We start from the raw sequence: 22,218 nt of genomic DNA on the forward strand, positions 1-22,218 counted from the left end.
GAAGCCCGCCCCACGCCGTCGGGCGCTACCCTCCCCCGACCTACTGGGGGAGGGCGCCGCCCGGACGGATTCAGTTGGCCTTGACGGCCTCGATGACGACGTCCACGCCCTCGATCAGCAGCTCGTCCGAGATGGACAGCGGCGGGAGGAAGCGGATGACGTTGCCGTAGGTGCCGCAGGTGAGGGTGATGACACCCTCGGCGACGGCCTGGCCGGCGGCGGCCTTGGCGAGGGCGGCGTTCGGCTCGCCGTCGGCATCGACGAACTCGACGGCGGCCATGGCACCCAGGCCACGGATCTCGCCAATGCGGTTGTCGGTCTCGGCCAGGGCGGAGAACTTCTGCGAGATGATCTCGCCGATCTCCTGGGCGCGGCGGGCGAGGTTGTTCTCCTCGTACTCGGCGATCGTGGCGAGCGCCGCGGCGCAGGCCACGGGGTTGCCGCCGTAGGTGCCGCCCAGGCCGCCGCCGTGGGAGGCGTCCATGATGTCGGCGCGGCCCGTGACGGCCGACAGCGGCATGCCGCCGGCGATGCCCTTGGCCGTGGTGATCAGGTCGGGCTCGATGCCCAGCTGCTCGGAGGCGAACATCGTGCCGGTGCGGGCGAAGCCGGTCTGGACCTCGTCGGCGATGAAGACGATGCCGTTCTCGCGGGCCCAGGCCACGACGGTCTCGAGGAAGCCCTCGGCCGGGACGATGAAGCCGCCCTCGCCCTGGATGGGCTCGATGATGATCGCGGCGATCTGGTCGGCGCCGATCTGCTTGTCCATCTGGGAGATGGCGCGCTTGGCGGCCTCGGCGCCGGACAGGCCGTCGCGGTACGGGTACGAGCCGGCCACGCGGTAGATGTCGGAGGCGAAGGGACCGAAGCCGGTCTTGTACGGCGCGGCCTTGGCCGTGAGGGCCATGGTCAGGTTGGTGCGGCCGTGGTAGGCGTGGTCGAACGCGACGACGGCGGTGCGCTTGGTGTGGATGCGGGCGATCTTGATCGCGTTCTCCACGGCCTCGGCGCCGGAGTTGAAGAGGGCGGTGCGCTTCTCGAAGTCGCCCGGGGTCAGCTGGTTCAGCTTCTCGGCGACCTCAACGTAGCCCTCGTAGGGGGAGACCATGAAGCAGGTGTGCGTGAAGGACGCGGCCTGCGCGGCCACGGCGGCGGCGACGCGCGGGTTGGCGTTGCCGACCGTGGTCACGGCGATGCCGGAGCCCAGGTCGATGAGGGAGTTGCCGTCGGCGTCGACGACGACGCCTCCACCGGCGGCGACGGCCGCGACGGGCACGGAGTAGGTGACGCCCGCGGCGACGGCCTTGGCCTTGCGGTCAAGGATCTCCTTGGACTTCGGGCCCGGGAGCGCCGTCTTGAGCTCGCGCTTCTGGGGGAGGGAGGGGCCGCCGATCGCGGCGTCAAGGGAGGTCATGGCTCACAGCCTAGGGTGGGGGGGCACCACTCGCCTACTGGCCGTTCTGGCGAATTTTGGGTGAAGCTTTATACGTTACGTACAGTGGTCTCGTGGTGGATTCTCCCGTAGCGCTCCCGTCCGTCAGCGCGTTGTTGGCCCAGCCGGGGCTCGGTTTGCGGTGGGTGCCGGACGCTGCGTTGCCGGTTGGCGCGCTGGAGCGAACGGCGCCCTGGGTGCACAGCTCCGACCTCCCGGATCCCACGCCCTTCCTCGTGGACGGCGTGGTGCTGCTGACCACGGGAACGCAGTTTGAACACGCGCCCGACGACGCGTGGCTGGGTTACGCAGCCCGGCTCGTGGCCGCCGGGGTGGCGGCCCTGGGCTTCGGCACCGAGGTGATCCGCGAGGGCATCCCCGAGGCGCTGGTTTCGGCCTGTTCCGCGTGCGGGCTTCCCCTGTTCGAGGTGCCGTTCCAGACGCCGTTCATCGCGGTGGCGCGCGCGAACGCCGAGGCCGTCACGGCTCTGGCCTTCGCCCGACGCTCCTGGGCGCTCGGGGCGCAGCGGGCCATCGCCGCCGCCGCGCTGCAGACCGGCGGCCTCTCCCCCACGGTGCAGGAGCTCTCCCGCCAGATGCAGGCCTGGGTTGGCTTGTTCGACGTGGCCGGCTCCCTGGCGCACGAGTCCCTGCCGCGCGGCACGCGACCCACCGACCTGGAGGCGCTCGAGGCGCGGGCGCGCGCACTCCTGGCGCGCCAGTCCCGCGCGGCGTCCGTGATCCACCTGGACGGGCAGGCGTACACGCTGCAGACCGTGGGCCGCGGCAACGCCCTGCGCGGCGTCCTGGCCGTGGCCGTGGAGGGCCTGGATCACGAGGCGCAGGGCGTCATGAACTCCGTGGTCGCCATGGTGGGCCTGGCGTCGGAGCAGGACGCCGCGCTGGTTTCGTCCCGCCTCTCCCTGCGCTCGGGGCTCCTGCGGCTCTTGCTGGCGGGCGAGGCGGAGCTGGCGCAGGCCGTGGCGGGCGAGCTGGATGGGTTGCCGCGCGAACCCGTGGTGGTGGCGCGCGGGCGCGCGCTCGCCACGGGCGCCGAGGCAGTGGCCGCGTGGATCTCCTCGCTCCCCGAGCGCACCTCCCGCTCGCTCTTCCTGGCGCGAGACGGCGAGGACGTGGTGCTCGTGGCGCAGCGCGAAGCGGTGGAGGAGGGGCTCGAGGAACTGCGCCGGCGCTTTGGCGGCAGCTGGGGGGTTTCCTCAGCGGGCGACTACGCGGACCTGCCGGAGATCGCGGCGCAGGCGCTGGCCGCGCTCGAGCGCGGCGCCGGCGAGCTCACGCGCTTCTCCGATGTGGTGAAGCTCGATCTGATTGACTCCGTGGCCGACGATCACGCGCGCACCGCCGCCCGCGCCGTCCTGCGGCCGCTGCTGGCACACGACGAGCGCCACGGCACCGAGCTACTGCCCACGCTGGCGTGCTGGCTGCGCCACGACGGGCGCAACGAGGACACGGCGCGCGAACTCGGCGTGCACCGGCACACCATCCGCGCCAGGCTCAAGACCGCCGAGCACGTGGGCGGCTACGCCCTCGAGACGTTCCCGGTGCGCGCCGAGCTCTGGGCGGCGTTGCGGCTCGCGGGCCTGGATACGGCCGTGCCGGACGCCGCGGCTCCTGCCGCTGGTGCCTGAGCCAAGCCCCGCACGGAGGCCCACCCGACTCGCCTACCCGGCCCGGCCCCGTCGGGCACTCCCCCTGCACCCGCCGACCCAGCGCGCCCACCCGGCCACGCGCCGTCGGGCAGCGAACCTGGCGTCTGAGATCATGAAAACGACGGGAGATCGTCTTTGCGACGATCTCCCGTCGTTTTCATGATCTGCGCCGACCAGCGCTACAGCGCGGCGGGCTCCGCGGCGGCGACCAGCTTGCGCTTGGCGCGGGAGCGCTTCACGAAGGGCCACGCGATCACGAGGGCCACGGTCGCGATGAGGCTCGTGAACACCTGCTCGCGGCCGGAGTCCGAGGTCAGCATGACGCCGAGGATCGCCACGATGGCGACGAGCAGCAGGATGTTCAGCCACGGGTGCAGCCACATCTTGATCTTGAGTCCGGCGACCTCCTCCGGCGTCATCTTCATGCGCAGGCGCATCTGCGTCACCGAGATGAACGCGTAGACGAACAGCGCCACGAGGCCGGCGGAGTTCATGATGAACTCGAAGATGCCGGAATCCGGGGCCAGGAAGTTCACGATCGCGGCGACGATCGCGCCGGACGAGGAGGCCACGAGGGCCCAGATCGGCACGCCGTGGCCGTTGCGCTTGGTCATGATCTTGGGGGCGAAGCCCTCATCGGCCAGGGCCGCGAACATACGGGAAGCCGAATACAGGCCGGAGTTCAGCACCGAGATGACGGCGGTGAAGATGACCAGCTGCATCACGACGTCGGCGCCGGGCAGGCCCATCAGCGCGAACACGCGGGTGAACGGGGCCATGGCCACATTGACGGGCTCGGGCAGCTCGTCCCACGGGATGACTGCCGTGATGACGAGGACGGCGCCCACGAAGAAGAGCAGGATGCGCCAGATGATGGTGCTGGAGGCCTGGCGGATGCCCTTGGCCGGGTCCTCGGACTCGGCGGCCGCCATGACGGCGATCTCCGTGCCGAAGTAGGAGAAGATCACGAGCGCTACGCCGGTCAGGGCCACGCCGAGGCCGTTGGGGGCGAAGCCGCCGTGGGACCAGAGGTTGTCCACGGAGAACGAGGCGTTGGGCCACCAGCCGAGCGCGAAGAGCAGTCCGCCGCCGAGGAACACCACAATGGCGATGACCTTGATGCTCGCGAGCCAGAACTCGACCTCGCCGAAGCTGCGCACCGAGATGGCGTTGACGCAGATGAAGATGAGGATCAGCACCATAGTCCAGGCCCACGAGGGCAGGAACGGCAGCCAGACGCCGAGGGTCTCGCCGCCGAGCACCGCCTCGTAGGCGAGCACGCCCACCCAGAAGTACCAGTACAGCCAGCCGACCAGGTACGCGGCCCAGTCGCCCAGGCCCACGCGGGCGTACTCCATGAACGAGCCGATGGCCGGGCGCTGGGCCGCCATTTCGCCCAGCATGCGCATCGCCAGGAACACCAGCAGGCCGCCGATGAGGTAGGAGATGACGGCCGCGGGGCCAACGGATCGGATGACGTTGCCCGAGCCGACAAACAGGCTGGCGCCGATGATGCCACCGAGCGTGATCATCGTGACGTGGCGCGAGCGCAGCTTTTTCGCCGGTCCGGTTTCGAGCGGACGTTGCATTCGGGGGGTCCTCTGATGGTGCCTTGCCGTCGCTGACCAGTTGGGAGCGACGTGATCCAACAGACACGAAAGATAGCACCTTGGTCTTCGCGTGCGCGCACGCCCTTGGTGAGATGACGTGCCTCACTTGACACGGGCGACCGGCCACATTATCTATATATGCGCCGAGGCTTGCCTCTACTTGTGAGCAAGAGAAGAACATTCTTGATCAGAATAGGAGTCATTGATGAACGTTCTCGACCTACTCGAAACTGGACTCGCCAGCCGCGACACCGCTCACGCGCAGCTCCCCGTTGATCTGGCATGGAACCAGCACGGCTACCGCGTCGAGGCGGACGTTCCGGGCGTCCGCGACGAGGATCTCACGATCGATGTGAATGCCCGCAGCCTCACGATTCGAGCCGAACGGAGCGTCAGCAGCGACGAAGACGCGGTGTGGTCCGCCAAGGAGCGCACCAAGGCCACCGTGCTCGAGCGCGAGCTCAGCTTCTCCGAAGATATCGACCCCGCCGCCGTGAGAGCAGCACTCAAGGCCGGAGTGCTCACGATCCAGCTCCCGCTGGCCGCCAACGCCGTCAAGCGCCGAGTACCCATCAACGCCGACGAACCCGATGTGGCCGCGCGCCTCGCCGCACTCGATCTCGAGGCCGCTTCCGAGACAGAGCCGACGCGTTCTGCTCGCGTTGCCGCCACCCAGGACGCATCCCTGGCCTCCTGAGCCGTCGACGACGCCGCCCCCGCGCTGACCAGGACGGGCGCCATGGGACGCCCTGTCGCGTGCGATGCCCCGCAGGCGCCACAGCCGGCCCCGCGCGAGCGCATCTGGAACGTGAGAGCGTGTGTCTGAAGGACTGCACGGCGTCCGTCGCTCGGCCTCTACCAGGCGGAGCGACGGACGCCTCCGAACTTCAGCGGAGCCTCGGTCCAGACCAAGCGGCTAGTGTGGCGAGCACCACTTGTTCGTGTCGGTGCCACCGCGCACGGAACGCGCTCGTGTCGCCGCGCTCGCGGCAGCTGCCTGAGACCTGCCCTTGCACGGCAGACTCGGGGCAGGGTTTCACAATGAGAGTGATGAGAGTCCGGTGAGCACCCCATGACGCTGTCCGACCACACGACCCCGTTTCCGACGCCCACGACGCAACTGACCCGGCTTTTCCCCCACGCCTCGACCGAGCTCTTCATGAAGCTTGACTCGCTCCAGCTGGCCGGGAGCACCAAAGAACGCACCGCCCATTCGCTGCTGACCGGGATGCTGAGTCGAGGCGAACTTGCGCCCGGCGGGCACGTCGTGGAATCGACCTCTGGCAACCTGGGCATCGCCCTTGCCAGGCAGTGTGCCCTTCTTGGCTTGCGCTTCGTGGCCGTCGTGGACGATCGAGCCAACCTCGCCGCCTGCGCAACCATGACGGCCTTCGGAGCCACCGTGGATCTTGTCTCCACCCCACCGGACGGCAACCGGCTCCGGGCACGTCGGGAGCGCGTCGCCCACCTTCTCTCCACCTTGCCGGGGGCGGTGACCACCTCCCAGTACGCAAATCCCGACAACCCCCGAGCGCACCGGGAGGGAACGTTGCCGGAGCTGGTCGCGGCCTTGGGCCGCCCGCCGTCGCACCTCTACGTGGCCGTCAGCACCACGGGTACCTTGCTGGGTTGCCAGCAGGCGATCACCGAACACGGCTGGGACACAAAACTCATCGGTGTCGATGCCGAGGGCTCGGTCCTTTTCGGCGGCCGCCCCGGCGAGCGCCGCCTGCCCGGTCTGGGCGCCGGAGTCATCACCGAGCTGTCGGCACACGCCCGGCCGGACGAGGTCGTCCGCGTGAGCGAGGCGGATATGGTCCTGGGATGCCGGATCCTGGCCCGCCGCGAGGGGCTCCTGGCCGGCGCCTCCACGGGAGCTATCGTTGCCGCCGTCGGCCGACACCTGCCCAGGTACGGCGCGCGCGAGCGCGTGGCGCTGTTGATGCACGACGGAGGCACGCCCTACCTACCCACGGTCTACAACGACGCGTGGGTCGAGACTTCCTTCCCCGAAGCACGGCTTGATCGCTCCACCCTCGAGGAACCGAACCCCTTCGAGCGGGCGGTTGCGTGAACGATCTCGTCATCATCGGCGGCGGCCCCACCGCCTTGCGCGCGTTGGCGGAACTGGAGGAGGTACTAGCCGCCTCCAGTACCCCGGTGCCCCGGCGCCGCCCACGCATCGTCCTCCTCGAACCCGCGGTTCCCGGAGCCGGTGCCGTGTGGGACCCTACGCAACCGGAACACCTCATCCTGAACGCTGACGCGGGCATCGTCGATCTGCGTTGCCCGAGCATCCCCCTGAACTATCGCGATTTCGCGGATGACACGCGCAGCTTCCCCCCACGAGCGAGCGTGGGGTCCTACTTGGCGTGGTGCTTTGAGCGTCTGCGCACCTCGGCCCATTGGGAACTGGTGCATCTCCCCCATCGGGCCAGCGCCGTCATACCTTGCGAGGACGCGTTCGACGTGCGCCTCGACTCGTCCGTGTCCGTCAAGGGCCGGGAAGTCCTCCTGGCAACGGGTCATGCTCCACATACCCAACCGGACCACGTGGCCCTGAGCTCCGTCTCCTCGCGGCGGCTCACAGACCCCGTCGTCGTCAAGGGCGCCTCGCTCACCGCCTTCGACGTCGTCGCAGACCTGACCCAGGGAAGGGGCGGGAGCTTCCTGAGAGCGAAGGATGGGTGCCTCGCGTACGTCCCCGGCGGCAGCGAGCCGCGCCTCATCACGCTCTGGAGCCGGTCGGGGCAGACCATGCTGCCCAAGCCCCGGTACTCGACGACCCACGAGGCCGCTGCCGTGCGCGGGGAGTCCGCCGCCCTGCGGTCGCTACCCACCCCCGACCTCGCATGGTGGGCCGCCTTGCGACGTGCAGCTCAGGCGGCGGCTGCTAGCCACAGCATCTCCATTGACGCCGACACCCTCGATCGCGTCTGGGACGCCTCGCCCTCCCCACCGGGCGATGTCGGCGTCGAGACGGCCGACCGCTGGACCCACGACCTCAACCGCGCCGAGGGGCGAGTGGACGCAGACGCGCGATGGTGGTGGGGGAGGGCCTGGGCCTGCGGATACCAGGACATCGTGGCCGGGCTGGATCGACAACCCCGCTCGCGCGAGACATGGGAACGTTTCGGGCAGCGGGCCGCCTTGCTTGAACGCTGGGCCTTCGGCCCGCCGGCCGACACCATCGAGCGTCTGCTCGCCCTGAGACGGGCGGGCCTGCTCACCTGCCACCGGTCACCATCGCAGCCGAACCCCTCCGCTCTCACGATCGACGCAGTCACACCCAGACCGGGGGTCCTGCGAGAACCGCGCGCGTGGGCGCCGGCGTCGCCGCCGGCCGTCGCTTCCGCGCAGCAAGAGCTGTGGTCTCAACTCCTGGGGACCGGCCAGGTGATGGTCCGTCCGGGAGAGCGAGGCGTCCTGACCAGGCCGGACGGCCGTTGCGTGCCGGAGAACGGCGGCATGACCCCCGTGCTCTGCGCGCTCGGCCGCCCGACAGAAGACCCGACGCTTGGCCACGACTCGCTGCACCGGGCGTTCAGGCCAGAGTTCAAGAACTGGGCCACCGGTTGGTCGCAACGCCTCCGCTCGACCCACGACATTCACCAAGGAGCCGTCACATGACCCGACGCCCACCCGCCCTGTGCCACGGTCAACCGCCGCTCACCGCGCGCACCGAGCCCTGGATGGAGGATCTGCTCGCGGACCCGGAGGCCTGTCGCGCGCTCATCGATGAATACGGCTCGCCGGTCAACGTGCATGACTTCGCTCCGCTCGCGCGCCATTGCCGCGAGCTCGTCGAGGCCGCGGCGGAGTGCGGCGTGCCGTTGCGCGTCTTCGTGGCGCGCAAGGCGAACAAGACGCTGGGCTTGGTCGATGCCGCCACCTCGGCGGGCCACGGCATCGACGTCGCTTCCTACCATGAACTGCGCCAATGCCTCGAGCGGGGCGTCTCTCCCCAGAACCTCATCGTCACCGCCGCCGTCAAATCTCTGGCCCTGCTCACCCTGGCCGTCTCGGCCGGTGTTGCGGTCAGCGTCGACAATCAGGACGAGCTCGAGGACCTCCTGCAGGTGGCGTCCGGCAGTGAGCCGGGGGCAAACCCGGTAGAGATCGCTCTGCGCCTCTCCCCCACCGACCCGGACCTGCCCACCTCGCGTTTCGGGCTGCCCGCCGAGCAGTGGCTCGGCCTCATGAGTGCTGCCACGCAGCGGGCGAACGCCAGGGGCGGGTCGGAGGTCCTCGTTTCGGGTCTCCACTTCCACCTCAACGGCTACTCGGCCCCCGAACGGGTCCGAATGCTGGTGCACGCATGCAAGGCCGCTGATGCTCTGCGTGCAATCGGCCACCCCGTGGCCTTCATCGACATGGGCGGTGGTGTCCCCATCTCCTACCTCGACGACGAAGAACCTTGGCGTGCCTTCTGGCGTGCCCTCGATGCAGACACCGAACGGGCCATGACGTGGAAAGGCGACCGTCTCGGGCTGCGCGATCCCCATCTCGATCGCCCGTCCGAATCGCTCTACCCTTTCTGGCAGCCGCTCTCGCGCGGCCCGTGGTTGTCGTCCATCCTGCGCGCGGAGGTTCCGGAAAGCAGCGGCAACAGGAGCACCTCCGTCGCCCAGATGCTGATCGATCGCGGTCTTGAGCTCCGGTGTGAGCCTGGGCGCGCCGTCCTCGATGGTTGCGGCCTCACGCTGGCAGCCGTAGCGTTCCGCAAACACGATCGCGACGGAAACGGTTTGGTGGGTCTCCACATGAACCGCACACAGTTGCGCTCCACCTCAGCGGATGTGCTCCTGGATCCGCGCTGGGTGCGACGTTCCGGCACTCCGGTCGGAGAGCCGCAGACCGCCTTCCTGGTGGGTGCGTACTGTGTAGAGGACGAGGCCATCCTCCGCCGTCGACTCACGTTCCCCACCGGCGTGGACCGGCAGGATATCGCCGCGTTCATCAACACCGCCGGATACCTCATGCATATCGTCGAGAGCGCTTCGCACCAGCTCCCGCTCGCGCGCAACGTCGTCCGGTGCGGTGACACCTTCCACCCCGATGCGATGGACGCCGCGCGGCCCGAGGATGCGGGTCAGGCCGCGGCGTCGAGGGCGGTCCGATGAGCGAAGATGCCCCGCCCCGGACGGAGGATGGCCGCTACATTGTAGTCAACTCGCGCCGCTGGCGCGCCACCGACCCGTCCATCCCCGAGGCGTTCCGCCAAGAGCTCGTCAATGAGCTCATGAACGCCAGGCGCGCCGTGAAAGCAGGAGAGCCAGGTGCGCGCGAACGCGTCTCAGACGCAAAAGTTGCTCTGGGTGAACGAGGGGCGCCGTGGTGGGATGAGCCCACCGACACGGAATTCGCACGCCGAGCCATAGCAACTGCCAATGCTCTCCTGCGCCACCGTGAAGGGAAGAGCATCTGCCCCAGCGACGTGGCGCGTTCCATCGGAGGGGTTTCCTGGAGGAGCAGGATGGACGCCGTTCGAGCTGCTGTCGCCGAGGAGGCAAGTGCGGGACGCCTCCGCGTGACGCAGAAGAATGAGACCGTCGATCTCGTGGCAGCCAAAGGCCCCGTGCGCATCGTCGCGGGACAGCGTTTCGAACACGCTCCTGAACCGAAGAGGAACGGATGACCATGCCCCGCCGGTGTTGAGTCGGCGCCCCCCTGCGCGGGACCGCTGCCTCGAGAGGCGACCGTGGAATCTGGCGCCCCGTTCCAAGCGCGGCCGGCGTAGGTCTGCGCGGAAGGAATCTCGTATCGACGTTGCCTCCTTGAGGAGGCTTGTGGAGCGCCGCCGCGCCCGCCCCGTGGGCAGGCAACGACCCCTCAACCTCAACAGCGCCGCCCGCCGATCCGGGGGACGGATCGACGGGCGGCGCTGAAGCGGAAGGCGGCGGGGCGAAGGGTTACTTCGACTCGACCTTCTCAAACACGGTGGCCCCGCTGGCCTGCTCCTCCTCGTTGCGGATCGAGAGGTCGATGCCCTGACGATCGCGGATGAGGGAGACGGCGACGAAGCCGAGGACCACCACGATGCACAGGTACACCGAGATGCCGAAGGTGTTGTGCGTGGCGTCCAGGATGGCCTGGGCGATCAGCGGGGCAAACGCGCCGCCGAGGATCGCGCCCAGGGCGTAGGAGATGGAGACGCCGGAGAAGCGCACCGAGGCCGGGAACATCTCCGAGTACAGCGCGGCCTGCGGGCCGTAGGTGAAGCCGAGGCCCACCGAGAACAGCGCGAGGGCCAGGTAGAGCATCCCGATGGAGCCCGTGTTCATGATCGGGAAGATCAGGAACACGGCGATCGCGGAGCACACGAAGCCGATCTGGTAGGTGCGCACGCGACCGATCTTGTCGGAGAGGATGCCGCCCACCAGGGTGGTGATGAACCAGAACGCGGAGCCGACGGCCACGGCGACGAGCACCTGGGTCTGATCCATGTGCAGGTCCTTGGTCGTGTACTTCGTGATGAAGCCGCCCGTGGTCATGTAGCCCGGGGCGTTGTTGCCGGCGAACACGAGGGCGCCGAGCAGCACGAGGTACCAGTACTTCTTCAGCAGCACCACGATGGGAGCCTTGGTCTGCGACTTGGTCTCGGCGATCTCCTGGAACACCGGGGACTCGTCGACGGAGCGGCGGACCCAGTAGCCCACGAGGATCAGCACGATCGAGAGCAGGAACGGCACGCGCCAGCCCCACTCGGCAAACGCGGCACCGGGCGAGATGACGCCCGTCATGAGCGCCATGACGCCCGAGGCCAGGAGCATGCCCAGCGGCACACCCAGCTGCGGGAAGGAGCCGGCCAGGCCGCGCTTCTTCGGGTCGGCGTGCTCAACGGCCATGAGCACGGCGCCGCCCCACTCGCCGCCGGCGGAGATGCCCTGCAGGACGCGCAGCAACAGGAGCAGGATCGGCGCGGCGATGCCGATCTGGGCATACGTGGGCAGCAGGCCGATGAGCGCCGTGGCGGCACCCATCAGGAGCAGCGTGATGACCAGCATGGCGCGGCGGCCGATCTTGTCGCCGTAGTGCCCGGCCAGGAAGGCGCCGAGCGGGCGGAAGAGGAAGGACAGGCCGATGGACGCGAAGGCCACGAGCTGGCCGACGGAACCGCCGGCCGGGTCGAAGAATTGCTTGTTGAACACCAGAGCAACGGCATTCGCGTAGATGAAGAAGTCGTACCACTCGACGGTGGTACCGATAATCGTGGCTGCGGCGACGCGGCGCCGGTTGGCCGTGTGGGTGGTGGCGGTAGACGTCATCGTGTTACCCCCGTCTCGAACGGATGTGAGTTTCGTGACGTGATGGGCGCCACGGGGACAGATCGTATACGGTCTGACCACGCCTGTCCATCAGAGGTGTGACCTTTTGGTCTACTCCCATAGACCTTTGGTGATATGAAATCGACCCATGCACGACGACGCGCGGCCCCCTTGGAGGGGCCGCGCGTCGGTGGGCGGGTGGCCGGGCGGGCGACCGGTGGAGACTGCCCGAGGCAGCTGGCGTTAGCCGGCGCTCCAGAAGCCGGCGGAGCGATCGCTCGCGAGCGCGTCGGCGACGCGGACCGCCGAACTCTCCAGTACGGCGTCGTCGTTCATCTCGGCCGGGACGTCAAAGCACACGTTGTAGGTGCCGGTCTGCCCGGCCGGCAGATCGGCGGCTAGCACCGGGCTGTCCTGGAGCTGGGCCCCGCAGGTCAGAGCGTCCACCCGCGTGCCGTCGCCGGCGATGAGCTCGTAGGTCAGGTCGGTCCCGGGCGAGATTGCCGCGTCGGAGCGGTTGCCGACCTCCACGGTCGCCGTCACGTAGCGCCCCTCGGGGGCCGGCGCCTGCGGGTCAGCTTGGGCCACCGCGGCGGTGGCCTGCAGGTCAACCTTCTGCACCACGACGCGCAGTTGGCCCACGTCCGCGCCTGTGCCGACGGGCAGCGCGCCGGCGACGAGGCCTGGCAGGTCCGAGGCCACCGCGGATTCGTTGAAGTCGTCCCCGGCCGCCTCGTCGTCCTCGTCCTGGACCAGCGTTTGCGCCTGCTTCTCCAGCTCTGCGCGCTGCACATTGGCGGTGATCACGGGGGCGGCGATGCCCACGACGCACAGCGCCGCCGCGACAATGCCGGGCCACTTGCGCGCGCCGCGCAGGGCGGCAATGACCCAGGCGCCTCCGCCCAGGAGGAGGCCGATGCCCGCCGACCAGACCCAGTTCAGGGCGGTCTCGGGCCGCAGCGCCGCGACGATCGAGACCACCGCCGCGACGGCGCCGAGGCCGGCCAGGATCCACACGACGAGCGGCGTGGGTTCCTTCGGCGCGCGCTCGGCCCGATCCGCGCGGGGGCCGCGGCCCGTTCCGCGCCCGCCTCGGGCCTCCGCCGCGTCGTCGGCCCGGTCGGCGAAGCCCCACTGGCCCACGCCGCCGCCGTCCTGGGGCTGTGCGTTGGGGTCGAGTTCGCGCGGTGAACGGCGCACGGCGGGGCTCCTGGGTCTCTCGGCGGCGCGGCGCCCGGGCTCGGGCGCGCAGGGGACCACGGTAGCCCGGGCGACTGTGGACCGCCTGTCCGCACCGGCGAAGGCGCCCCGGAAACGCCCCCTTCCCGTGGACGCGGCCGCGCCCTAGCCTGGGATCCACGTCCCTGCCGTCGTCTCAGGAGTGCCATGTTCCAGCAGCCCGTTGCCGCCTTCGCCTCGCTCTCCCTCGGCGCCATGACGCCGCTCGACGCGCTCGGCCCCGTCGCGATGGCCGTGGGCGTCCTCATGATCGGCGTGCTGCTCTTCGGGATCGGCCGGCGCATCGCCCGCAAGCGCCGCCGCTAGGCACCCCCCACCCTTGTGGGCCGCCGCCCACGGGCCCTACTTTGGGTCTCGCGGCGCCGCACTGGGCGCCCACCACGGCCGCCGAGCGGCCAGAACGAGCGGGAACACCATGGCTGAAGCGAGCTTCCAGGCGGGCGCACCGTGCTGGCTCGATCTCATGACGAGCAACACCGAGGGCGCCAAAGCCTTCTACGGTCCCTTGCTCGGGTGGGACTTCCAGACCGGCGACGAGGCGCTCTACGGCGGCTACGTCATGGCCCTGCTGAACGGCCAGCCCGTGGCCGGGATCATGCAGAAGCAGCCGGAGCAGGCGGACTTCCCCGATCTGTGGAGCACCTACCTCGGCACGGACGACGCCGAGGCCACCATGAGGGCCGTCACAGAGGCCGGCGGCAACGTCCTCTTCGGCCCCATGGAGGTGCCGGGTCAGGGCCACATGGGCATGGTGCAGGACCCGACCGGCGCGGCCGTCGGCACCTGGCAGCCCGCCGGCATGCGCGGCTACGGCCTCGTCTACGACCGGGCGCCCCGTATTGGCACGAGCTCTTCACGCGCGACTTCGGCGCGAGCCTGGACTTCTACTCCGCCGCCTTCGGCTGGGACGTCTCGGTCGTTTCCGATAGCGACGAGTTCCGCTACGCCACGCTCGGCGCCGATGCCGCGGCCCGCGCCGGCGTCATGGACGCCTCCAGCTTCCTGCCCGAGGGCGTGCCCGCGCACTGGCGCGTCTACTTCGGTGTGGAGGACGCGCGCGCCGCGGCCGAGGTCGTGGCCCAGCTGGGCGGCACCGTGCTCTCGGGCCCCGAGGACACCCCGTACGGCACCATCGTGACGATCCAGGATCCCTTCGGCGCGCAGCTGTTGCTCGCCTCCGGGTACCCCGCCGGGCGCTGATCCCGCCGGCCGCGCCGGACGCACAAGGGGCCCCCACCGACGTGTCGGCGGGGGCCCCTCGCACCTGGAAAGGGTTAGGTACTGCAACGTGTCCGGCCCATCCCTACACGATCGGCCGGGCGGCGATCCCATGACCGAACCGCCGTGAACGCGACACTGCCACCGCTCCCCCGGCCCCGCCAAGAGGCCCGCGGCGACTCCCAGCCAAGTCCCACCTAACGCGAGTCAGGCACCCAGGCGGCCGCCCGACGTCGGGCACTTTTCCTCACGCCGTGAGCTCACGGGAGGTCCGGAAGGGCACGACGGCGCGTGGGCGCCTCGAGCGCTTGGCGCGCCTCAGGCGCCGGCGTGGCGCTCGAGGAAGGAGTACACCTCGGTGGGGTCCACGCCGGGGAACGCGCCCTGCGGCATGGCAGCGAGCAGGTGCGTGTTGGCGCGGGCGGCGGGGAAGGCGGCGCCGCCCCACGCCGCCTCGAGCGGGGCCGGGGGCGTGCGGCAGCAGGCCGGGTCCGGGCAGGAGGAGGCGGAACGGTGCTTCGTGTCGCGGCCGCGGAACCAGCGCACGTGGTCGAAGGGCACGCCGATGGAGAGCGAGTACTCGCCCGAGGAGTGGCGCTCCGTGATGGCCGTGCACCAGAAGGTCCCGGAGACCGTGTCGGTGAACTGCTCGAAGGCGCGGAACTTGTCCGGGACGTCGAAAACCTCGCGGCTGGTCCAGTGCCTGCACACGGTCTGGCCCTCGATGGCGCCCGTGTGATCGGACGGGAAGGTCACGCCGTCGTTCTCGTAGCCCTTGTGCAGGATGCCGGACTCGTGGACCTTCTGGAAGTGGCACGTGATGTCGAGGTGGCTCGTGGCCAGGTTCGTGAAGCGGTGCGCGGCCGACTCGTAGGAGACGGCGAAGGCGTCGCGCAGGTCCTCGATCGCGAGCTCGCGGCGCTTCTTTGCCTCGCCGAGGAACGCCACCGCGGCCTTCTCCGGCATGAGCAGGGCGCCGGCAAAGTAGTTGGTGTTGACGCGCTGGCGCAGGAAATCGGCGTAGTCGGCGGGCTCGCCGTAGCCGAGCTGATGCCGGGCCAGGGCCTGGAGCAGCACGGAACGCGGGTCGTGGTCGGCCCGGCTGGAGCGCTCCAGGTAGATGATCTTGTTCTTCTCGTCCGTGACCGAGCGCGTGGAGTGCGGCAGGTCGGAGACGAAGCGGATGGAGAAGCCCAGGTGCTCAGCGAGGTCCGCGGCCATGTGGTGCGGGAGCGGGCCGGCGCTGTGGCCCACGGCGTCCAGCAGCTCCTGCGCACCGGCCTCGAGGTCGGGGTAGTAGTTGCCGCACTCGCGCATCTCCTCGCGCAGTTCCGTGTTGGCGCGGCGCGCCTCCTCAGGCGTCGCGAGGGACTCGTTGAGCCGGCGCTCCAGCTCGCCCTGCAGACCGAGCAGCGACTCGATGACCTCGGTGGGCAGGCGCGGGCCCACCTTCACGCGGGGCAGGTTGAGGCTTTGGTAGAGCGGGCCGCGCTGGGCGCGCTCCAGCTGCAGCTCCAGGGCCGCGCGGCGGTCCACGGGCTGGGCCGCGAGGAGGTCGTCGAGACTCGTCCCGAGCGCGCCGGCGATGCGCATGAGCTGCGTGATCTTGGGTTCGCGCTTGCCGTTCTCCAGGAGCGAGAGCTGGCTGGGCACCGTGCCGACGGCCTCGCCGAGCGCGTCGAGCGTCATGCCCTTGGCCTTGCGCAGCTCGCGGATGCGCCGGCCGACCGCCACGGTGTCGAGCGAATCCTCGATGTCGGCGGAGGCGGCGGCCTGGGCGGCGAGCACGGCGCGGGCGTTCATGCCTCCCACTCTAAGTGAGCTGAGTCACCGAAACCGAGAAATCTTTCGGATGTGCGAAGAACTGCAAATCTTTCCTGAAATTCACCGGTTCAAACCCGTTGCCAGCCCCCAAAGATGGTCTCACCCGCAGAACTTCCGGCCCGGTTCGTCCGGCGGGGAAGCCAAGCACAGCATTCACGAGGAGCATCAACGATGAGCACCCAGCAGAACCAGACCCCCGAGCAGCGCGCCGAGGCCCTCCGCCTGGAGTGGGAGGCCAACCCCCGCTGGGAGAACGTCGAGCGTGACTACACGGCAGAGGACGTCGTCGCCCTGCAGGGTTCCGTCATCGAGGAGCACACCTTCGCCCGCCTCGGCTCCGAGCGCCTCTGGAAGCAGCTCACCGAGGAGGCCCCCACCGGCGGCTACACCAACGCCCTCGGCGCCCTCACCGGCAACCAGGCCGTGCAGCAGGTCAAGGCCGGCCTCCGCGCCGTGTACCTCTCCGGCTGGCAGGTCGCCGGCGACGCAAACCTCTCCGGCCAGACCTACCCGGACCAGTCCCTGTACCCGGCCAACTCGGTCCCGCAGGTCGTCCGCCGCATCAACAACGCCCTCAAGCGCGCCGACCAGATCGAGGTCGCCGAGGGCACCAAGTCGGTGGAGAACTGGTTCGCCCCGATCGTGGCCGACGCCGAGGCCGGCTTCGGCGGCCCGCTCAACGCCTACGAGCTCATGAAGTCCATGATCGACGCCGGCGCGGCCGGCGTGCACTGGGAGGACCAGCTGGCCTCGGAGAAGAAGTGCGGCCACCTCGGCGGCAAGGTGCTGATCCCCACCCAGCAGCACGTCCGCACCCTCAACGCCGCCCGCCTCGCGGCCGACGTCGAGAACGTCCCGAGCCTCATCGTGGCCCGCACGGACGCCGAGGCCGCCACCCTCATCACCTCCGATGTGGATGATCGCGACAAGCCGTTCATCACCGGCGAGCGCACGGCCGAGGGCTTCTACAAGGTCCAGAACGGCTTGGCCCCGTCCATCGCCCGCGCCAAGGCCTACGCCCCCTACGCGGACCTCATCTGGATGGAGACCGGCACCCCGGACCTCGCCCTGGCCCGCGAGTTCGCCGAGGCCGTCAAGTCCGAGTTCCCGGATCAGATGCTCGCCTACAACTGCTCGCCTTCCTTCAACTGGAAGAAGCACCTGGACGACGAGACCATCGCCAAGTTCCAGCGCGAGCTCGGCGCCATGGGTTACTCCTTCCAGTTCATCACCCTGGCCGGCTTCCACGCCCTGAACCACTCGATGTTCGACCTGGCCCGCGGCTACGCGACCGACGGCATGAGCGCCTACGTCCAGCTGCAGGAGCGCGAGTTCGGCGACGAGGTCAACGGCTACACCGCCACCAAGCACCAGCGCGAGGTCGGCACCGGCTACTTCGACCGCGTCTCCACGACGCTCAACCCCGAGGGTTCCACCCTTGCCCTCGTGGGTTCCACCGAGGAAGGCCAGTTCCACTGAGCCTGACGAGGCGTTCCCGCCCGCTGCGGCCCGCCGGCTCCCGCCGGTAGCCCCAGCAGCCTCGCGGGAACGGCGCCGGCGGCCCCAACCCTCACCGGGTGGGGCCCCGGCCCCTCCCGGCCCCACCGGGCCGGTCACACACTTCCCGCATCAAGCCCCGACAGCCCTCCCAGCTCAGGCCGGTCTCGAAACCGGACCACCCGGCGTCGGGCACCTTAAAACGCATCAGGAGAACACCATGTTCACGCCCATGACCCTCAACGGCATCACCATCACCCCTCCCCGCATCCGCCGCCAGGAAGAGATCCTGACCCCGGAGGCCATCGACTTCCTGCGCACCCTGCACCAGGAGTTTGAGCCGCGACGCCGCGAGCTCATGCAGCGCCGGCACCGCAGCCGCGCCAAGATCGCCAACGGCCAGGACCCGACGTTCCGCGAGGACACCCGCCACATCCGCGAGGACGACTCCTGGACCGTGGCCCCCGTGGCCCCCGGCCTCGAGGACCGCCGCGTGGAGATCACCGGCCCGGTGGAGAAGAAGATGGCCATCAACGCGCTGAACTCCGGCGCCAAGGTGTGGCTGGCCGACATGGAGGACGCGCACACGCCGTCCTGGGCCAACGTCATCAATGGGCAGCTGAACCTGCGCGACATCCTGAACCGCAGCATCGACTTCACGACCCCCGAGGGCCGCGAGTACAAGCTCTCCGGCGAGAAGCTGACCGACCTGCCGACCATCGTGGTGCGCCCCCGCGGCCTGCACCTGACGGAGAAGCACCTGCTCTCCGGCAACGACCCGCTGGCCGGCGCGTTCGTGGACTTCGGCCTGCACTTCTTCCACAACGCCCGCACCCTGATCGCCCAGGGCCGCGGCCCGTACTTCTACCTGCCGAAGCTGGAGAGCCACCTCGAGGCCCGCCTCTGGGACGACATTTTCACCCGCGCCGAGGAGTACATCGGTCTGGAGCACGGCACCATCCGCGCCACGGTGCTCATCGAGACCATCACCGCTGCGTTCGAGATGGAGGAGATCCTCTACGAGCTGCGCGACCACGCCGCCGGCCTGAACGCCGGCCGCTGGGACTACATCTTCTCCATCATCAAGAACTTCCGTTCGCGCGGCGCCCGCTTCGTCTTCCCGGACCGCAGCCAGGTGACCATGACCGCCCCCTTCATGCGGGCGTACACCGAGCAGCTCGTGCGGGCCTGCCACCGCCGCGGCGCCCACGCGATCGGCGGCATGAGCGCCTTCATCCCGAACCGCCGAGACGCCGAGGTCAACGCCCGTGCGCTGGCCGCGGTGCAGCAGGACAAGGCCCGCGAGGCCGCGGACGGCTTCGACGGCTCGTGGGTGGCGCACCCCGACCTCGTGTCGGTGGCGCAGGGCGTGTACGACGAGACGCTCGGCGAGCGCCCGCACCAGAAGGACCGCTCCCGCGAGGACGTGCGTCCCGACGATGCGGCCCTCCTGGCGGTCTCCGCGATGGACGGCAAGATCACCGAGCAGGGCCTGCGCCTGAACATCGAGGTGGCCATCCGCTACCTGGAGTCCTGGCTGCGCGGCAACGGCGCCGTGGCGATCCACAACCTCATGGAGGACGCCGCGACCGCCGAGATCTCCCGCTCGCAGATCTGGCAGTGGCTGCACCACAAGGCCATCACCGACGAGGGCGAGCTCATCACCCTGGATTGGGTGGAGCGCCTCGTGGAGGACGAGTTCGAGAAGCTGGCCCGCTTCGACGGCGACCGCTACCTGGACGCCCGAGAGATCTTCGAGGCCTCAGCCCTGCGCGACGACTTCCCGACGTTCATCACACTGCCGGCCTACGACCGCTACCTGACCGACACCGAGGCGAAGACCCTCACGCCGGCCTGAGAGACCACCCGGGTGTGGTCCGCCTGATTCGACCGCTTGGCCCCATGGGCGGCGCTGGGATGGAGCCCCAGCACCACCCACGGGGACGGCGGGAGGCGGGCCCACCCGGGGAAACACTCGACGAAGGGGGAACCGTTCCGGTTCTCAGCTTGTCTCGGTTCCCCCTTCCTCGAAAAGACCTCCCCGGATCCTCCCCGACCTGCCCGTGATGCGTGTGGCGGGTCGGAGATCCGGGGGAGAAACGTTCGGCGCGACCCGCGCGGCGGAGCACCCGATCACCCTCCTCACCCACGAGGAGGGGACGGGGCCGCGGGGTCGCGCCGTTCGCATGCCCGGGGGCTTTTCTCCGGGCGGGGCGCGGCGGCATCGAGCCATGAAAATTCATGCACGACGGCGCGGTGTCAGGCGGGTGCCTCCGGGCTAGGCTGGCGAGGTATCACTCCTGCGTGCGCTACGCGCGGGCCCGCTGGCAGGACCCGATGGAAGGAACCCCCTATGACGGCAGTCCAGGACATTCTGTCCGCGTTGAATCTCGATCAGCTCGCCGAGCAGCTGGGCACCTCGCCCGAGGAGGCGAAGCAGGCGGCCGAGGCGGCCGTTCCGGCGCTCATCGGCGGCCTCCAGGCCAACGCCGCGGACCCGGCGGGTGCCGCGTCCATCACCGAGGCGCTCTCGCAGCACGCGAGCGGCCTCATCGACGGCGGCGTCGACCTGAACCAGGTGGACGTGGCCGACGGCGAGCGCATCACCTCACACATCTTCGGCTCCAACCAGGAGGCCGTGGTCAATCAGCTCGGCGGCCTCGGCGGTGGCGCGGGCCTCATCGGCAAGCTCCTGCCGATGCTGGCACCGGTGGTCATGTCCTTCCTCGCCTCCAAGTTCGGCGGCGGCGCCCAGGCGCAGGCGCAGGACTCCAGCCAGGGCGGCGGCATCTCCGACATGCTCGGCGGCCTGCTGGGCGGCGGCTCCGGCTCCGGTGGCGGCGGCATCATGGACGCGATCGGCGGCCTCTTCGGCAGCGGCTCGCAGGGCCAGTCCGGCGGCGCCGGCGGCGGCATTATGGACGCCCTCGGCGGGCTGCTCGGCGGCGGGCGCCGCTGACCCCGCACCGTAAACGCGCGCGACGGCGGGCCGGCCTCTGACGGGGGCGGCCCGCCGTTGTTGTTCCTACCCCGGCGCGAGGCCGAAGCCAGCCGGCGGCTGGCGACCGGTGCCGGGCCCCCAACTCCAGGCGGCCTCGACGGGGATCGGGCGGCCCAGCACGTTCTGGGCGGCGCGGTGCCCCGAGAGCAACGCGGCGGTGACCGTCGCCGGGTCCTCCGTCCAGGTCGCCTCGCCAGCCAGGTGGAGTACCCCGTCGATCGGCTCGGCGAGGGCGTCGTGGTCCTCCGGCGCGGATCCGAGCGCCATGAAGGCGTAGGAGCCGCGGGAGAACGGGTCGTCCTGCCAGTGCGTGATGTCGGCGCGCACGGGTGCCGGGATCCCCTCGCCGTAGAGGCGGCGCAGCTGCGCCATGACGGAGCCCACCACGGCGGCCTCGTCCCAGCCGCGGATGGCCCGGGCCGCTGGCCCCGCCGCGAAGGTCAGCAGACACGGCTCGCCGTGCACGCGCGTGACGTCGTACCAGGAGTGCCACCAGGCCCCCTCAGGCCCCTGCTGCCGCAGCCCGTAGACACCCTCATCCCAGAAGGCCTCGGGGAACGTCAGGAAGATCTTCTCGAAGGCGTTCATGGTGAAGCCGGCCAGCGCCGCGGCGTGGGCCGGCGGCAGCGGCGGCTCGAGCACCAGCTCGCCGGAGGCGAGCACGCCCACGGGCACCGTGAGCACGGCGACCGGCGCGGCGAAGGCGAGCTGGGCGCCGTCGGGCCCTTGCACCTCGACGCGGACGCCGGAGGCATCCCGGCGCATGGCCGTGACCCGCGTGGACAACCGGACGTCCAGCGCGGGCGCGCCAGCCACCCCGGCGGCTAGGCCGCGCGGCAGGGCGTCGTAGCCCTCGGGGAAGACGACCTCGTCGCCGTCCACTGCGTCGTCGTCCAGGCCGTGCGCCGCGAGCTCCTCGATCCAGGCGCCGTACTGCTCCTCGCTACGGTGCTCCAGGTACTCGCGCACGCGCTGGGCGCGCTCTCCTGCGTCCGGACCCAGCACGGCCAGGAGGGCGCGCTCGGTGACGTCCCGGTAGGACTCCCCCGAGGCCGAGGCCTCCACCACGCTGGCCAGGGCCGCGTCCACGGCGTGAATGTCGGCCACGTACGCGGCGGCCTCCGCCGCGCTCAGCCGCCGCCCGTCGGGAGCGAAGTGGACCATCGGCCGTCCGGCCGGCTGATATCCGCCCACGGTGAACTCGGCCATCGACATGCCAAACGCATCACACGCTTCGAAAACCGGCGAGTCGTTGATGCCGTGGATCCAGGAGGCACCGAGGTCCACCGCGTGGCCCGAGGAGCGGTCGGTCCAGACGCGGCCGCCGATCCGTTCGCGGGCCTCGAGCACCACCACGCGCTTCCCGGCTGCGGTTAGCAGGCGGGCTGCGGTGAGGCCGGAGACGCCGGCTCCGATCACAAGGACATCGGCGGTTTCCACGGGGCTCCTGGGGGCTGGA

The 22,218-nt window shown here is 70.1% G+C and carries 17 protein-coding genes and 1 pseudogene; 12 read left to right on the forward strand and 6 right to left on the reverse strand.

The genetic code is table 11. The features are described from left to right. Positions 1 to 70: 70 nt before the first annotated feature. Complete coding sequence (gabT, locus tag DWB68_RS11720) at positions 71 to 1,414, reverse strand: 4-aminobutyrate--2-oxoglutarate transaminase (protein WP_119425312.1); 1,344 nt, start codon at positions 1,412 to 1,414, stop codon at positions 71 to 73. A 92-nt stretch (positions 1,415 to 1,506) separates the two neighbouring features. Here gabT and DWB68_RS11725 point away from each other — a divergent pair, with 92 nt between their 5' ends. Then, entirely contained in the window at positions 1,507 to 3,081 is a 1,575-nt protein-coding gene (locus DWB68_RS11725) for a PucR family transcriptional regulator (protein WP_147391668.1), read from the forward strand. A gap of 200 nt (positions 3,082 to 3,281) precedes the next feature. Here DWB68_RS11725 and DWB68_RS11730 read toward each other — a convergent pair whose 3' ends face one another. After that, positions 3,282 to 4,691, reverse strand: a complete 1,410-nt coding sequence (locus tag DWB68_RS11730; protein WP_119425314.1) for an amino acid permease — start codon at positions 4,689 to 4,691, stop codon at positions 3,282 to 3,284. 226 nt (positions 4,692 to 4,917) lie between these two features. Here DWB68_RS11730 and DWB68_RS11735 point away from each other — a divergent pair, with 226 nt between their 5' ends. The 5 genes from DWB68_RS11735 to DWB68_RS11755 all read left to right on the forward strand — a co-directional run bounded on the left by DWB68_RS11735 (position 4,918) and on the right by DWB68_RS11755 (position 10,350). Then, positions 4,918 to 5,409, forward strand: coding sequence for an Hsp20/alpha crystallin family protein (locus tag DWB68_RS11735; protein WP_119425315.1), 492 nt, complete (start codon positions 4,918 to 4,920; stop codon positions 5,407 to 5,409). A 375-nt stretch (positions 5,410 to 5,784) separates the two neighbouring features. Continuing rightward, positions 5,785 to 6,786: a pyridoxal-phosphate dependent enzyme gene (locus DWB68_RS11740; RefSeq protein WP_119425316.1), complete on the forward strand. Its 1,002-nt coding sequence runs from the start codon at positions 5,785 to 5,787 to the stop codon at positions 6,784 to 6,786. Further along, positions 6,783 to 8,342: an FAD/NAD(P)-binding protein gene (locus tag DWB68_RS11745; protein WP_119425317.1), complete on the forward strand. Its 1,560-nt coding sequence runs from the start codon at positions 6,783 to 6,785 to the stop codon at positions 8,340 to 8,342. Before DWB68_RS11740 ends, DWB68_RS11745 begins: the two co-directional genes overlap by 4 nt. Further along, positions 8,339 to 9,835 carry a type III PLP-dependent enzyme domain-containing protein gene (locus DWB68_RS11750; protein ID WP_119425318.1) on the forward strand — a complete coding sequence of 499 codons (1,497 nt, stop codon included), beginning with the start codon at positions 8,339 to 8,341 and terminating at the stop codon, positions 9,833 to 9,835. The genes DWB68_RS11745 and DWB68_RS11750 overlap by 4 nt, the downstream gene beginning before the upstream one ends. After that, on the forward strand, positions 9,832 to 10,350 hold the full coding sequence (locus DWB68_RS11755) for a DUF3253 domain-containing protein (RefSeq protein ID WP_119425319.1): 519 nt from the start codon (positions 9,832 to 9,834) through the stop codon (positions 10,348 to 10,350). Before DWB68_RS11750 ends, DWB68_RS11755 begins: the two co-directional genes overlap by 4 nt. 274 nt (positions 10,351 to 10,624) lie before the next feature. Here DWB68_RS11755 and DWB68_RS11760 read toward each other — a convergent pair whose 3' ends face one another. Together DWB68_RS11760 and DWB68_RS11765 are read right to left on the reverse strand one after the other, a co-directional pair. Next, on the reverse strand, positions 10,625 to 11,980 hold the full coding sequence (locus DWB68_RS11760; protein ID WP_119425320.1) for an MFS transporter: 1,356 nt from the start codon (positions 11,978 to 11,980) through the stop codon (positions 10,625 to 10,627). Positions 11,981 to 12,223: 243 nt separating this feature from the next. Next, the gene (locus DWB68_RS11765; RefSeq protein ID WP_119425321.1) at positions 12,224 to 13,180 is read right to left on the reverse strand and encodes a DUF4352 domain-containing protein; all 957 of its coding nucleotides are present in this window, start codon (positions 13,178 to 13,180) and stop codon (positions 12,224 to 12,226) included. Positions 13,181 to 13,366: 186 nt separating this feature from the next. On the opposite strand from DWB68_RS11765, the gene DWB68_RS16280 reads away from it, so the two are divergent. From DWB68_RS16280 to DWB68_RS11770, 3 genes and pseudogenes are all read left to right on the forward strand, one after another. Then, positions 13,367 to 13,525: a hypothetical protein gene (locus DWB68_RS16280; protein WP_158588302.1), complete on the forward strand. Its 159-nt coding sequence runs from the start codon at positions 13,367 to 13,369 to the stop codon at positions 13,523 to 13,525. Positions 13,526 to 13,682: 157 nt separating this feature from the next. Then, a pseudogene (locus DWB68_RS17175) lies at positions 13,683 to 13,934 on the forward strand (VOC family protein); the annotation flags it as partial. Beyond that, positions 13,853 to 14,419: a VOC family protein gene (locus DWB68_RS11770; protein WP_233548780.1), complete on the forward strand. Its 567-nt coding sequence runs from the start codon at positions 13,853 to 13,855 to the stop codon at positions 14,417 to 14,419. The pseudogene DWB68_RS17175 and the gene DWB68_RS11770, both read left to right, overlap by 82 nt. Before the next feature lie 336 nt (positions 14,420 to 14,755). Here the strand turns inward: DWB68_RS11770 and DWB68_RS11775 are convergent, their stop codons facing one another. After that, a complete protein-coding gene (locus DWB68_RS11775; protein ID WP_119425322.1) occupies positions 14,756 to 16,240 on the reverse strand; it encodes a helix-turn-helix domain-containing protein in 1,485 nt (494 codons plus the stop codon). Between the two features lie 192 nt (positions 16,241 to 16,432). On the opposite strand from DWB68_RS11775, the gene aceA reads away from it, so the two are divergent. The 3 genes from aceA to DWB68_RS11790 all read left to right on the forward strand — a co-directional run bounded on the left by aceA (position 16,433) and on the right by DWB68_RS11790 (position 20,717). After that, entirely contained in the window at positions 16,433 to 17,740 is a 1,308-nt protein-coding gene (gene aceA, locus DWB68_RS11780; RefSeq protein ID WP_119425323.1) for an isocitrate lyase, read from the forward strand. Positions 17,741 to 17,978: 238 nt separating this feature from the next. Next, positions 17,979 to 19,616 (forward strand): malate synthase A, encoded by a 1,638-nt coding sequence (gene aceB / locus DWB68_RS11785; RefSeq protein WP_119425324.1) that lies wholly within the window; start codon positions 17,979 to 17,981, stop codon positions 19,614 to 19,616. A 495-nt stretch (positions 19,617 to 20,111) separates the two neighbouring features. Next, the gene (locus DWB68_RS11790) at positions 20,112 to 20,717 is read left to right on the forward strand and encodes a DUF937 domain-containing protein (RefSeq protein ID WP_119425325.1); all 606 of its coding nucleotides are present in this window, start codon (positions 20,112 to 20,114) and stop codon (positions 20,715 to 20,717) included. A 66-nt stretch (positions 20,718 to 20,783) separates the two neighbouring features. Here DWB68_RS11790 and DWB68_RS11795 read toward each other — a convergent pair whose 3' ends face one another. Continuing rightward, complete coding sequence (locus DWB68_RS11795; protein WP_119425326.1) at positions 20,784 to 22,199, reverse strand: flavin monoamine oxidase family protein; 1,416 nt, start codon at positions 22,197 to 22,199, stop codon at positions 20,784 to 20,786. Positions 22,200 to 22,218: the final 19 nt, after the last annotated feature.

It is taken from the genome of Galactobacter valiniphilus (assembly GCF_003575975.1).
In the GTDB taxonomy this organism is placed as follows: Bacteria; Actinomycetota; Actinomycetes; order Actinomycetales; family Micrococcaceae; genus Galactobacter; species Galactobacter valiniphilus.